This window comes from Thioalkalivibrio sp. ALE12 (assembly GCF_000381105.1).
Taxonomy (GTDB): domain Bacteria; phylum Pseudomonadota; class Gammaproteobacteria; order Ectothiorhodospirales; family Ectothiorhodospiraceae; genus Thioalkalivibrio.
In genome coordinates this window covers 266,695-280,088 of sequence record NZ_KB905906.1, presented here as the reverse complement: position 1 = coordinate 280,088, position 13,394 = coordinate 266,695, and the positions used below count along the sequence as shown (strand labels likewise).

The following is a 13,394-nucleotide window of genomic DNA, read 5'->3' as shown; positions in this document are numbered from 1 at the left end:
CAGCGAGGAATGTGCCGCATGCTAAGATACGAGCTTTTGCCGAGGGGACACGAACATGTCGCGAAGCGCGTTCATGGAGGCCGCCCAGGCCGCCGCTGATGCCGCCGAGAAGGTGATCCGCCACTACTACGAGGCGGGTGTCGACGTCGAAACCAAACCCGACGACACCCCGGTGACCCGGGCCGACGTGGAGAGCGAACAGGCGATCCGCCAGGTGATCCGCGAGCACTTTCCGGACCACGGCTTCTATGGCGAGGAGACCGGGCAGTCGGACATGGACTCCGACTATGTCTGGCTGATCGACCCGATCGACGGGACCAAGAGCTTCGTGCGGCGCTACCCGTTCTTCTCCACCCAGATTGCGCTCATGTACAAGGGCGAGCTGATCCTGGGGCTGTCCAACGGCATCCAGTTCGGCGAACGGGCCTGGGCGGAGAAGGGCCAGGGCGCCTTCCTGAACGGCAACCCGATCGCGGTCGAGAAGACCGTCGATCTCGGGCGCGCCTCGCTGTCCACCGGCAACCTCAAGTCCCTGGCGCAGAGCCCCGAGGGGTGGACCGCGCTGGGCGGCATTATGGCCGAGGTCAACCGCACCCGTGGCTACGGGGATTTCTACCACTACCACCTGCTGGCACGTGGCAGCATCGACCTGATCATCGAGTCCGACGTCAACATCCTGGACATCGCCGCACTGGCGGTGATCGTGCGCGAGGCGGGCGGCGTGTTCACCAACCTCTCCGGTGGCGAGCTCGACCTGAAGACCGCGAACGTCCTGGCCGCGGCCACTCCGGAATTGCACCGGACGGCCCTGAACCGTCTCGCCTGGAAGGACTAGCGGCGGGCTGATTGAACCACTGAGGACACAGGGGACACCGAGAAGGGCGGTCTACAGGAAGACGGGAAGATTGGAAGGGGAAAGCCGCGATTGGCTGCAGGCTGGCTGGTGATGCCGCGCATTTCGGGGCGATCATTGGCCAGGCCCTGCATCAGTAACCTGTTGGTTTTTCCAGCTGGCCGTAAATGGTATCCGTCTCGGAAACCGAAGTCATTCTTCCGGCCTTCCTGGCTTCCTGTGACCAGAACCGAACGTCAGGTCGCGGCGCCGTTCCCGTTGCCGTTCCCGTTGGCCTCCACCAGCCCGTGGGCGCGCAGCTTCTTGCGCAGGGTGGCGCGGTTGAGCCCGAGCAGGGCGGCGGCGCGGCTCTGGTTGCCCCCGCAGCGCTCCAGCACACTGGCCAGCAGGGGGCGCTCCACCTCGTTCATGACCAGTGCGTAAAGGTCGTGGCTGCTTTGCCCGTCCAGGGTCTCGAAATACTGATCCAGCGCTCGCCGGACCGAGTCCGCCAGCACACAGTCGGACGGGAGTGTGGCCGCAACCGATGCTTCCTGGACGTCCGGGTCCTGTTCGAGTGGCATGTTCACGCTCATGCAGCCTCGCTTGCGATTCCCGTCAGGTGGGCGCGCAGGCGCCGCAGTTGTTCGCTGGCCGTGGGGGCGGCGAGAAGGTCAGCCCGGGCCGCCCGGGTGCGGGCCTCGTCGAGACCCAGACCAAGAAGATACCAGCCCAGGTGCTTGCGCGCGATACGCACACCCTGCGGTTCGCCGTACTGGGTGTGCAGGCCGGTGACGTGTTCCTCGATCAGAGCCAGGCGCGCGGCCAGGGCCGGTGCCGGCGGGATCGCTTCGCCGGCCAGCGCGGCGCGGATCTGACCCGGCAGCCAGGGCTGTCCCTGGGCGGCGCGTCCGATCATCACCCCCGCCGCGCCGGTGGTATCCAGTACCCGCATCGCCGTGTCCGGGTCCGTGATGTCGCCATTGGCGAGCACCGGGATGGAGACCGACCGGACGATGCGCGCGATCGCGGCATGGTCCGCCTGCCCGCGGTAGGCATCGGCCCGGGTGCGTCCGTGCACGGTCAGCATCGCGATGCCGCAGGCCTCGGCAATGGATGCGATCTCTTCGCCGTTCATTCGCTCGCGGTCCAGGCCCAGGCGCATCTTCAGCGTGACCGGCACGGTGACGGCCTCCGTGAGCGCCTGGAGCAGTTCGCGCACCCGCTCCGGCTCGCCCAGCAGGGCCGATCCCGCGGCCTTGCTGCAGACCTTCTTCGCGGGGCAGCCCAGGTTCAGGTCGATCACGTCGGCGCCCCGGCGCACGTTCTCCCGCGCCGCCTCGGCCAGCGGCTCGGGTTCGTTGCCCAGCAGCTGGACGATGCGCGGGCGCGGCTCCTGACGGTGGTCCAGCCGGTGGCGGCTCTTGTCGCTGGCCCACAGCCGGGTGTCGGAGGTGACCATCTCGGATACCGCCGCGCTGGCGCCCAGGCGGCGGGCCAGCAATCGGAACGGGCGATCGCTCACGCCGGCCATGGGGGCCAGGAACACGACGGGGTCCGCGAAGTGATGGGTTCCGAGCTGCATCTGGGGCTGACGATTGAATCGGGGAAGCCGGGGAGTCTAGCACCTCGAGGCGCCCGCCGCCGGTGGTCAGCGTGCTCGCATTTCCCGTTCCAGGGAAACACGGATTGATATCCGCACTCCCTGCCTCAAGGCTATTGCGAGCGTGTAGATGGATCAGTGTTTCCTTGGCCCTCGGCGTATGCCCTCTCGGGTCACGCGGGCCATCGCCACGCTGCGTCGGACGTCGCGGCTACGGGCGTTGTCCAGCCACGGCCCCAGCCAGCGGAACGGGGCCAGAAGCCGGGCCACGCCGCGCAGGGCCCGGGTGTGCCGCGGGCTCCAGTGTTCGGCCTGGTACAGGGCCAGCAGGTCGCGCCCCAGAGACTCGGCGGTGTCGTCTCCCGCGGCCCAGGTGGTGGCATCCGCCAGGTGCTGGAACAGGTCGTAGACCTGGGCCAATTCCAGTGACAGGACCCGGTCAAGGTCCTCCTCGAAGTCCACGCGATAGAAGTGCTGGCCGTCGAACAGTACGTTGCGCAACTGGGCGCCGCCGTGCCAGCAGCCGGCGCGATGAAAAGTAGCGAGGTTGCGTGTCACTGCCTCGAGTGTGGCGCGGCGGGCCGCCGGGTCCTGTTCCCGAAGCGTGTGTTCGACATTTTCGCCGCAATGGCTGTACATCACCGCGTCCGGCAATTGCGCGACCACCTGTGGAACCGGTTGCCCCAGCGTCTGGAGTGCCCGAACGCGCTCCATCTCGTACCAGCCATCGCGTGGCGGGGCGTTGCCCGGCGCCGTCAGGAATGGGAAGAAGGTACGGCAAAGTACCCGGATGGCCCATTGCTGGTGACGGCTGCGCGCCTTCTCGCGTACCCGCTTGATGACGTAGCGTGCTCCGCAGAAATCCAGGCTGACAATGCGCCCCGGATCTCGCGCTAGGCGATCCTGCGCCGCTTGAACGAGTTGCGGGTCGGGGGTGTCGGGCATAGGTCAGCGGGGCTGGATCTGGATGCCCGTGATGCGGGCATGGGGGCTGGTGAGGCTCAGGCGCTGGGTGGCGGGTTTGTGGGGGGGCATCGGGGCGTCCGTGTCGGTGTAGTCGTTCGGGGTCAGGCGCAGAGCGCCATGGCGCGTGTCCAGCTGGTCGCTCAGATGGATGTCGAGGACGGGCCAGGCCTGCCGCACCGGGCTTTCCAGCTGGAACTGGAGGTGCAGCGTGCCATCGATACTGGTGAAGAAGTCCGGTGTCGACACCCGGATGCGCTCGGGCGCGCGCAGCGGGTTCCAGACCGGGCAGGGGAGGGTGGCGCACAGCTGGGCGCGAGTCTGGTCCAGGTAATGGTTATGACCCGGTGCCACGGGCGGGAAGGCCAGCAGTTGCGCGCCCAGCAGAACGCTCAGGCCGGCGGCCACGAACAGCCCCGGCCAGACACGGCGTCGGGCGGGGGCGGCCAGGTCCAGAGGGCCCGGGTGGCGTTCGATGTCGATGGCGGTGGCGATGACCGGCGCACTCTCGATCGCGCGGGTGCGAGCGGGCTGCGCGGGAAGGAGCCCCTCCCCCAGGACGCGTTCGCCGGCGCCGCCGATCTCGAGGGCCGGGAACAGATCGAACTCGGCGCCGCAGTGGGTGCAGTGCACCCGCCGCTGGCGGATCTTGGACCCGCGGGCGAGGGCGTGGGTGACGCCGCATTGCGGGCAGCGGGCGAGCATGTCAGCGTCCGGATGGCCGTAGCTGCGTCCGGTCGAGCGAGAAGGACGGTACCGGCGCGACGATGCCCATGGGTTGGCGTGTTCCTAGGGAAACACTGATCAATGTACACATTCGCGCTCGAGTCGCTTTTGCGTGCGAACAAGGCGCGGTGACTGCCGTGCAGTCATTCTGCACAAGGGAGCCGCAACGCCGTGCGCGCGCAAAAGCGGCCGAGCCCCTTCCTTTACCAATTTGTGGGGTTGGCACCCCAGGTTCCCCGATCCTGCGTTGCGCCGCTTGCGGGTAGAACCACTACCCGCTGCGCGACGCGCCTTGTCTCGGAAAACCTGGGGTGCCAACGCGAGTGTGTACATTGATCAGTGTTTCCCTTGGCCGAGTGCCGGACTCGGTTTATTTTTGAGCACAAATTAGCATTGTGCTATAAACTGCGCCCCTTATGTTGATCGCCCTACGATGGGGCACAAGGAACGGGTCGCGACCCGGCACGCATTTACAAGCAGGAGATTCTCCGTCATGAACCACAAGCTTTCCGCTCTCTTTGCTGCCCTGTCCGTATCCCTGCTGCTCCCGCTGTCGGCAGCCCAGGCGGGCGATCCCCAGCGCGGCCAGGAACTGTCCCAAGCCTGCGCGGCCTGCCACCAGGCGGATGGCAACAGCGTGAACCCGGAATGGCCCAAGCTGGCCGGCCAGCACGCCAAGTACACCGTGAAGCAGCTGCAGGACTACAAGTCCGAACGCCGCGAGAACAGCCTGATGCTGGGCCAAGTGGCCAACCTGGACGAGCAGGACATGCGCGACCTGGCGGCCTTCTATGCCGAGCAGGAAATCAGCGCCGGCACCGCCGACGAGTCGGTGGTCGAACGGGGCGAGCAGATCTACCGCGGCGGCATCCCGTCGCAGAACGTCGCCGCCTGCATTGCCTGCCACGGCCCGAACGGCAACGGCAACCCGGAAGCCATGTTCCCGGCCGTCGCCAGCCAGCACGCGCAGTACAGCGCGGATCAGCTGCGTTACTTCCGCAGCGGCGAGCGCGCCAACGACAATGGCCGCATGATGCGCAATGTGGTGCGCAACATGTCCGATGAAGACATCGAGGCCGTGTCCCAGTATATGGCCGGCCTGCAGCCGAGCAACTGATTCGGCTTCGGGTACGCCGCGCAGGAGTGGCGGCGAAGCGACCCAGGGAAGGGGCGGCCTTGGCCGCCCCTTTTTTGTGGGCGCAGAAAAACGCACCCAGTTGGAATGCAATCCTGTACAGGGGCGTCATGGTGGGGCGCGCGAACTCCCCGGCGGATCATCGGTCCATCCACTGGTCGCGCAACGCCCGCGCAGTTTGTCTTGGAAATTGAACCCCTGTCGGGTTGCTTCGCATAGTCCGTCAGGCTAAAGCAGGTTTCAGCATGTCGAATAACGATCAGGCCGCCACCGCCGGCCCGGCCCCCGCATCCCGCCAGAAGGCCGCGCGCAAGCCGCGGCGCAGCCGCATACTGGTCGATTTCATGGGCTCGATGAGCCTGGCGATCACCCTCCTGGTGGCCCTCGCGATCGCCTCGGTCATCGGCACCGTCCTGGTGCAGAACGAACCGTACACCGAGTATCTGATGGACTACGGGCCTTTCTGGCACGAGATCTTTGCCGGGATGGGCCTGTATCAGGTGTATTCCGCGACCTGGTTCCTGCTGGTGGTGGCCTTCCTGGTCATCTCGACCTCCTTCTGCGTCTATCGCCAGACCCCCGGGCTGCTGAAGGACCTGCGCCGCTACAACACGCAGGTCAAGGAAAAGTCCCTGCGCTCGTTCCATTCCAGTGCCACCGGCGATCTCGATCAGTCACCGGAGGAGTTCATCCAGCACGCCCACCGGGTGCTGAAGGCACAGGGTTTCAAGGCGCGCGAGAAGAACCACGACGGACAGACCGTGATCGCTGCCATGCGCGGGCGCTGGAACCGCATGGGTTACCTGCTGACCCATGTCGGCATCGTGGTGATCTGTGTGGGCGCCCTGGCCGACGGCACGACCCTGCTGAAGGTTAACGAGTGGCTGGGGAATCTCGAGATCGAGACCCGCAGCGTACCGATCTCCGAGGTCCCGCGTTCGGCCTGGATACCGGACTGGAACCCGTCCTTCCGCGGCTCGGTGGAGATCCCCGAGGGTGCATCGGCGAATGTGGTGTTCCTGCCGATGCGGGAAGGCTACTTCGTGCAGGAGCTGCCCTTCCGCGTCGAACTGGAGGAGTTCCGGATCGAACGCTTCTCCACCGGTGCCGAAAGCTCCTACGAGTCGGACCTGGTTATCCATGATCCGAACCGCGACGAGCCGCTGCGGCACACCATCTCGGTCAACCACCCGTTGATCTACAACGGCTTCGCGATCTATCAGGCAAGCTTCGCCGACGGCGGCACCCGCCTGGATATCGACGCCATCCCGCTGGGCGCCGAGGCCCTGCGCGAGCTCGAGGTGCCCGGTCGTGTGTTCCAGGAGATGGAGGTCCCGACGCCGGACGGCGACACCCGGATCATCGAGTTCACCAACTTTCAGCTGGAGAACGTGGTTCCGCTGCTCAACGAAGAGGGCGTGCGCGAGAACCGCCATATGGGCCCGAGCTTCGATTTCCGCCTGATGGACCGCACCGGCCACGGCCTGTACTACCGCAACTACCAGCGCCCGGCCCTGCAGGAAGGGGCGATGTATTTCCTCAGCGGCGTGCGCGAGAGTCCGGCGGAGGAATTCCACTACCTGTTCCTGCCGGCAGATGCCGACGATTCGCTGGAGCGCTTCCGCACCTACCTGGCCATGCTGCACAACCCCGAAGTGCGCAACGAGATTGCCCGCCAGGTGGCGCGCGACGACGAGACGGTACCCAACGAGCAGACCCAGGCCATCGCCCGCACGACGGCCGAGCTGATGGGGCTGTTCGCCGAGGGCGGCTACATGGCCGTCAACAACGAGATCGAACGGCGCGTACCGGGCGAGCGCATCGACGAGGTGCGCGACCTGATGATCCGCATCCTGCACGCCGGCCTCCAGGGGCTTTACATGGAAGTCCTTCAGGACGAGGGTGTAGTCTCGATCCAGGAAGAAGAGCAGCGTTTCCTGGAGGATACGATCTCCGCGATCAATGCCATCAGCCTTTATCAGTCGCCGTTCTTCTTCCACCTGAAGGATTTCGAGCACCGCGAGGCGTCCGGCCTGCAGATCGCACGCGCCCCCGGCCAGAGCACCGTCTACACCGGCAGCGTGATGCTGATCGTCGGGATCTTCTTCCTCTTCTACGTGTCCTATCAGCGCCTGTGGATCATGGCGCGGCGGAGCGAGAACGGCGAAGGCACTCACGTGGTGATGGCCGGCACGAGCAACCGCCACCAGGTGGAATTCGAGGAACGTTTCGCGCATCTTAAGAGGTGGATCATCGATCAGAAGCCGGTCGATGGCGCCAGCGACGGCACCCATGAGTCCAACAACAAAAACGACTAAAAGCTAAGCAGTCGGAGGAGCACCCCATGTCAGTCCCCCACGAGGCCCTGGATTTCGAACGGCCCGGCATCTTCCGGCGCATCCAGCCGCGCGACTGGGCGTACATCGCCCTGACGATCGCCGTCGGGCTGATCGCCTTCTGGCAATACGGCCACATGATGGACCGCTACGACACCGGCGGCCTGATCCTGGCCGTCGGCCTGAGTGCCTGGATGGGCTGGTTCTGGCGCCCGTGGCAGGCGTTCTCGATCATTGTCGGGGTCCTCGCACTGTTCGGTATCTGGATGTACGGCGACGACCTCGCCCGCGGGAGCACCAACTTCTGGCTGAACTACGTCGGTTCGGGCCAGGCCGGTGTAATGTGGATGAGCGTCTTCCTGTACCTGTCCACGGTGGCCTACATCACCGGGCTGTTCAGCCGCTCCGACTTCCCCACCCGCGTCGGCGGCGCGTTCGCCTGGATCGGTGCCGGGGCCGGGCTGATGGCCCTGCTGGTGCGCTGGCGCGAGATCTACCTGACCGATCCGACCTGGGGCTATATCCCCGTCGCCAACCTGTACGAGGTCTTCATCCTGCTGGCCGCCCTGACCACGCTGATGTACCTCTACTACGAGAGCCGCACCGGCCAGCGCACCATGGGTGCGTTCGTCATGCTGGTGATCGCCGCATCCGTCACCTTCCTGCTGTGGTACATGTGGGACCGCCAGGCACACGAGATTGAGCCGCTGGTGCCCGCTCTGAACAGCTGGTGGATGAAGATCCACGTGCCTACCAACTTTGTTGGCTACGGCGGCTTCGCCATCGCCGCGATGCTGGGGGTGGCCTATCTGGTCAAGCATCGGCTCGAGCGCACCCGGCCCGACGCCGCCCTCACCCAGCGCATCCCGAGCAAGGAAGCGCTGGACAGCGTGATGTACAAGGCCATCGCGATCGGCTTCGCCTTCTTCACCATCGCCACCGTGCTCGGCGCGATGTGGGCCGCCGAGGCCTGGGGCGGCTACTGGACCTGGGATCCGAAGGAGACCTGGAGCCTGATCCTGTGGCTGACCTACGCCGCCTGGCTGCACATGCGCTTTACCAAGGGCTGGCGCGGACCGGTCATGGCCTGGTGGGCGATCATCGGGCTGTTCGTCACGACCTTCACCTTCCTGGGCGTGAATATGTTCCTGTCCGGCCTGCATTCCTACGGAGAGCTGTAAATGAAGCGTCGTGAATTCATGGGCGCCGTGGGCGGCGCCGGCCTGCTCCTCGCCACCGGCACCAGCCTCGCGGCCGAGTTCCGCGAGGGCCAGCACTACCGGGCCATCCAGCCCCCGCTGGATACCGGGCTGGAGGACGGCAAGATCCAGGTGGTCGAGGTGTTCTGGTACGGCTGCCCGCACTGCTACGCCTTCGAGCCCAAGGTCCAGGCCTGGAAGCCGAACCTGGCCGACGACGTGCAGTTCGAGTACCTCCCGGCGCCGATGAACGACGTCTGGGCGCTGCATGCGCGGGTGTTCTACACCGCCGAGAAACTAGGCGTGCTCGACGACGTGCATCAGGCGTTCTACGACGCGATCCACGATCAGGGCCGTCAGATGCGCTCGGAAAGCGCAATTCTGCGCTTCATCAACCAGCGCGGGCTGGATGCGGACGAGTTCCGCGAGACCATGCGCTCCGACGCGATCCGCCGCCGGATCGTCGAGGCCACCGAGGCCGTGCAGGACTACGGCGTTGGCGGCGTGCCGACCCTGGTCATCAATGGCGAGGCCATCGTCTCCGCCAGCATGGCCGGCGGGCACGACGAGATGCTGGAGGTTGCCGACTACCTGATCGAACGTGCCCGCGGCTAGCGCGCGGCTTATGCCGCGGGCCGCCGGGGCGCCTTCAGCATGAGCACGCCGACCACCGCCCAGCGCCTGGTCGAATGCCTCGAGCAGGAGGGCGTCGAACGCATCTTCGGTCTGCCGGGCGAGGAGAACATGGCTGTTCTCGATGCCCTGGCCGACTCCTCCATCGAATTCGTCACCACGCGCCACGAACAGGGCGCCGCCTTTATGGCCGACGTCCACGGGCGCCTGTCGGGCAAGGCGGGCGTCTGCCTCGCGACCCTGGGTCCCGGCGCCACCAACCTGATCACCGGCGTTGCCGACGCCAATATGGATCACGCGCCGCTGGTCGCGATTGCCGGCCAGGCCAGCACCCATCGCCTGCACAAGGAATCGCATCAGGTCCTCGACCTGAAGGGCCTGTTCCAGCCGATCACCAAGTACAGCTCCAGCGTGGTCGAGCCCGAGATTCTCCCGGAGGTGGTGCGCAAGGCCTTCAAGTGGGCCGAAGGCGGCAAACCCGGGGCCAGCTTCCTCGAACTACCCGAGAACATCGCCTCGCAGCCGTGCCCCAACCCGCCCCTGCCGGTCCACGCCGGCCCGGCGGCCGTGCCGGCCGACGCCTCGCTGGAGGCCGCGGCCCGGTTGCTGAACGAGGCCCACCACCCGCTGATCCTCGCCGGCAACGGTGTGATCCGCTCCGGCGCCAGCGGGGCCCTGGCCACGCTCGCCAGCGCGCTGAACATCCCGGTGGCCAATACCTTCATGGCCAAGGGCGTACTGCCGTTCCGCCACCCGCTGGCACTCGGCTCGGTCGGGCTGCAGAGCCAGGACTTCGTGAACTTCGGCTTCCACAAGGCCGACGTGATCGTCTGCATCGGCTACGACCTGGTCGAATACCCGCCGAGCTTCTGGCATCCGGACGGCGACCGCACCCTGATCCACATCGATTCGGCCCCGGCCGAGATCGACGGCCACTACAACGTGACGGCCGAGGTCCTCGGGGATTTGACAACGTGTCTGCACCGACTGGCCGAGCAGGTCAGTCCTCGCGAGGAGACCATCCTGCGCCCGCTGCGCCAGAGCCTGATCGAGGACATGAACGAGCACCGCGACGACACCCAGGTGCCGCTCAAGCCACAGAAGCTGATCTGGGACCTGCGCACCGCGGCGGATCTCGACGCGATCATGATCACCGATGTCGGCGCCCACAAGCTCTGGATGGCGCGCATGTTCCGCTGCGAGCTACCCAACACCTGCCTGATCTCCAACGGCTTCGCCAGCATGGGGATCGCGCTGCCCGGCGCCATCGCCGCGGCCAAACTCCATCCCGAACGCCAGGTCGTCGCCGTCACCGGCGATGCCGGTTTCCTGATGAACGTGCAGGAGCTGGAGACCGCGGTCCGGCTGGGCCTGAATTTCGTGGTGCTGATCTGGAACGACAACGCCTACGGCCTGATCGAGTGGAAGCAGGTCCGCGAGTACGGGCGCAAGGCCTTCGTCGAATTCGGCAACCCGGATTTCGTCCAGCTGGCCCGCGCCTTCGGCGCCCGCGGCGTGCGCATCGAACCGGGAGACAGCCTCGAAATGGCCCTGCGCGAGGCCCTGGTGGAGCCGGGCGTGACCGTGATCGACTGCCCGGTCGACTACAGCGAGAACATGAAGCTGACGGAACGTTTGGGCGAGCTGGTTTGTCCATTCTGAGAACACGGACTTTCCCTCCAGCAGGAGACCACCCGCGATGACGTCGATCGCGCCCGGCGACCGTCGTGCCACGCCCCCCGGCCCCGAAGGCGAGGCGCAACCGGAAACCGCCACCCCGGAACAACTGAGCTACCAGCACGAACAGGGCAGCCAGCGCCTGCGTCTGCTGAGTTTCAATGCCCAGGTGGGCATCCACTCTTCCCGCCTGCATCACTACGTCACCAACAGCTGGAAGCACGTGCTCCCCTATGGCGGGCGCATGGACAACCTGGACCGGGTCGCGCGGTTCATCTCCGAGTTCGATATCGTCGGCGTGCAGGAGCTGGACGGCGGCAGCATCCGCAGCAATTTCGTCGATCTGGCGTCCTATCTCTCCGAGCGCGCGCAGTTCCCGTACACCTACAACCGGATCAACCGGGATCTCGGGCAGTTCGCCAAGCACTCCCTGGCCCTGTTCTCGCGCCTGGAACCGGACCGGGTCGAGATGCACCGCCTGCCAGGCGCCCTGCCGGGACGCGGCGCGATCGAGGCGCACTACGCGATGGGCGACGGAGACGAACTGGTCCTGTTCCTGCTGCACCTCGCCCTCGGCAAGCGGACCCGCAAGTCCCAGCTGGCCTACGTCGCGGAACACATCCAGGACCTCCCCCATGCGGTGGTCATGGGCGATCTCAACTGCCAGCAGGACAGTGAGGAACTGCGCCAGCTGGTCGCGCGCACCGGCCTGATGGAGCCAATGGCCTGCCCCGCGACCTACCCCGCCTGGGACCCGCGCCTGGTCTTCGACCACATCCTGCTGACCCCCGACCTGCATGTCAGCGACGTGCGCGTCTACAACGTTGCGCTGTCCGACCATCTCCCGGTCGGCATCGAGATCGAACTGCCGCAGCGCCAGGCCCTTCATGATCCAGCGCACTAAACCGTTGCCCGTATACGGGTACGATCCCGGTGGCATCTACCCTTATTCCGCGTTTAAATAGACACGCCTAGCTTCCGGGATTTCCCGATGTCCGACAGCGATCTGCGTAGAACCATCATCGAGCTCGAACGCTCGCTGGACCGGGAACGGGCCCTGCAGGACACGATCCGCCGAGTCGCGCTGCGTTCGCTTGCGGTGGTGTCCGCCAAGGTGCCGGCACTGGAGGGCGCGGTCCGCGACCTGACCCGGGCCATCGAGTCCGACCCCGGCGACACCGCCTGGCTGGACCGCCTGAGCGGCCAGCTCGCTGACGCGGTACGTTCCAGCGACCATCGCCAGGATCTTGCCGAGGGCATCCTCGAGGTGGTGCGCCGCGGCCTGCACGGCTTCGAGTTCCTCGATTCCGAGGTGGACGCCCTGACCCGGGCCGCTGACCGCCGCGACAAGGCGGAGATCGAACGCACCCTCAACCGTCTGTTCACGGTCCTGCACGACAAGTGCCAGAAGGCCATGACCGAGCGCGAGGAGCTGACCGAGGTCGTCGGCGAGATCTGGCACCGCCTCGAGGACGTCGACACCGCCTTGTCCGAGGACGAGGCCCGCGGCGAACGCGCCCGCGAATCCGTGTCCGAGCTGCATGCCGGGATCTCCGGCGATGTCGCCCATATCAAGGGCCGGGTCGTCGACGTCGACGATCTGGCGACCCTGCGCACCGAGGTCAGCCGCGGCCTCGACCGCATGGTGGAGCGGGTCACCGCGTTTCGCGATGAACAGGAAACCGAGCTGCTGGCAGCACTGGAGCGCAACCGCGCCCTGCGCTCCAAGGGCCGCAGTCTGGAGGGCCAGGTGCAGGCCCTGCGCACGCGCCTGGAACAGGCCCGCGCCGAGGCCACGCGCGACAGCCTGACCGGCCTGCCCAACCGCACCGCCTTCGAACAGCGCCTGGCCCAGCTCCCGGCGGAGCTGAAAAAGGCCGGCGCCGCCTCCCTGCTGGTCTGGGACATCGACCACTTCAAGACCATCAACGACGAATACGGACACAGCGCGGGCGACAAGGTCCTGCGGGCGGTCGCCGAGATCCTGGCCGAAGGGGTCCGCGCACCCGACTTTGTCGCGCGCTACGGCGGCGAGGAATTCGTGATGATCCTCTACCGCGAACCCGCGGCCGCCCATACACAGGCGGACACTATCCGCGAGGCGGTCGATCGCCTGATCGTGCGCGCCGGGAACACCCGGCTGAAGGTCACCATCTCCGCGGGCCTGGCCGGCATCAACCCCGCCGCCGCCCCGGAGGCGATCTTCGATGCGGCCGACCACGCGTTGCTCGAGGCGAAGAAACGCGGGCGCGACCGCATTGAACGCGCCGACGGCTGATCCACCCCGGGA

Annotated in this window: 12 protein-coding genes; 8 read left to right on the top strand and 4 right to left on the bottom strand. The window is 66.5% G+C overall.

Features of this window, described 5'->3' with window-relative positions:
• The first annotated feature begins 73 nt into the window (after positions 1–73).
• The gene (locus F614_RS0104635; RefSeq protein WP_017942595.1) at positions 74–835 is read left to right on the top strand and encodes an inositol monophosphatase family protein; all 762 of its coding nucleotides are present in this window, start codon (positions 74–76) and stop codon (positions 833–835) included.
• A 254-nt stretch (positions 836–1,089) separates the two neighbouring features.
• Here F614_RS0104635 and F614_RS0104630 read toward each other — a convergent pair whose 3' ends face one another.
• The 4 genes from F614_RS0104630 to F614_RS0104615 all read right to left on the bottom strand — a co-directional run bounded on the left by F614_RS0104630 (position 1,090) and on the right by F614_RS0104615 (position 4,103).
• Positions 1,090–1,428 (bottom strand): helix-turn-helix domain-containing protein, encoded by a 339-nt coding sequence (locus F614_RS0104630; RefSeq protein ID WP_018158446.1) that lies wholly within the window; start codon positions 1,426–1,428, stop codon positions 1,090–1,092.
• A complete protein-coding gene (dusB, locus tag F614_RS0104625; protein ID WP_019558375.1) occupies positions 1,425–2,417 on the bottom strand; it encodes a tRNA dihydrouridine synthase DusB in 993 nt (330 codons plus the stop codon). The genes F614_RS0104630 and dusB overlap by 4 nt, the downstream gene beginning before the upstream one ends.
• 153 nt (positions 2,418–2,570) lie before the next feature.
• Entirely contained in the window at positions 2,571–3,380 is an 810-nt protein-coding gene (locus F614_RS0104620; RefSeq protein WP_017942598.1) for a hypothetical protein, read from the bottom strand.
• A 3-nt stretch (positions 3,381–3,383) separates the two neighbouring features.
• Complete coding sequence (locus tag F614_RS0104615) at positions 3,384–4,103, bottom strand: DUF3426 domain-containing protein (RefSeq protein WP_019558373.1); 720 nt, start codon at positions 4,101–4,103, stop codon at positions 3,384–3,386.
• A gap of 514 nt (positions 4,104–4,617) precedes the next feature.
• Between F614_RS0104615 and F614_RS0104610 the strand changes: the two genes are divergently transcribed.
• The 7 genes from F614_RS0104610 to F614_RS0104580 all read left to right on the top strand — a co-directional run bounded on the left by F614_RS0104610 (position 4,618) and on the right by F614_RS0104580 (position 13,382).
• A complete protein-coding gene (locus tag F614_RS0104610; protein ID WP_018867702.1) occupies positions 4,618–5,241 on the top strand; it encodes a cytochrome c in 624 nt (207 codons plus the stop codon).
• A gap of 263 nt (positions 5,242–5,504) precedes the next feature.
• Complete coding sequence (locus F614_RS0104605; protein ID WP_018867701.1) at positions 5,505–7,577, top strand: cytochrome c biogenesis protein ResB; 2,073 nt, start codon at positions 5,505–5,507, stop codon at positions 7,575–7,577.
• 26 nt (positions 7,578–7,603) lie between these two features.
• Complete coding sequence (gene ccsB, locus F614_RS0104600; RefSeq protein ID WP_019558372.1) at positions 7,604–8,776, top strand: c-type cytochrome biogenesis protein CcsB; 1,173 nt, start codon at positions 7,604–7,606, stop codon at positions 8,774–8,776.
• Entirely contained in the window at positions 8,777–9,409 is a 633-nt protein-coding gene (locus F614_RS0104595; RefSeq protein WP_019558371.1) for a thiol:disulfide interchange protein DsbA/DsbL, read from the top strand.
• A gap of 39 nt (positions 9,410–9,448) precedes the next feature.
• Positions 9,449–11,089: an acetolactate synthase large subunit gene (locus F614_RS0104590; RefSeq protein WP_018867698.1), complete on the top strand. Its 1,641-nt coding sequence runs from the start codon at positions 9,449–9,451 to the stop codon at positions 11,087–11,089.
• Positions 11,090–11,126: 37 nt separating this feature from the next.
• Complete coding sequence (locus F614_RS0104585; protein WP_019558370.1) at positions 11,127–12,008, top strand: endonuclease/exonuclease/phosphatase family protein; 882 nt, start codon at positions 11,127–11,129, stop codon at positions 12,006–12,008.
• Positions 12,009–12,095: 87 nt separating this feature from the next.
• Positions 12,096–13,382, top strand: a complete 1,287-nt coding sequence (locus tag F614_RS0104580; RefSeq protein ID WP_018878183.1) for a GGDEF domain-containing protein — start codon at positions 12,096–12,098, stop codon at positions 13,380–13,382.
• Positions 13,383–13,394: the final 12 nt, after the last annotated feature.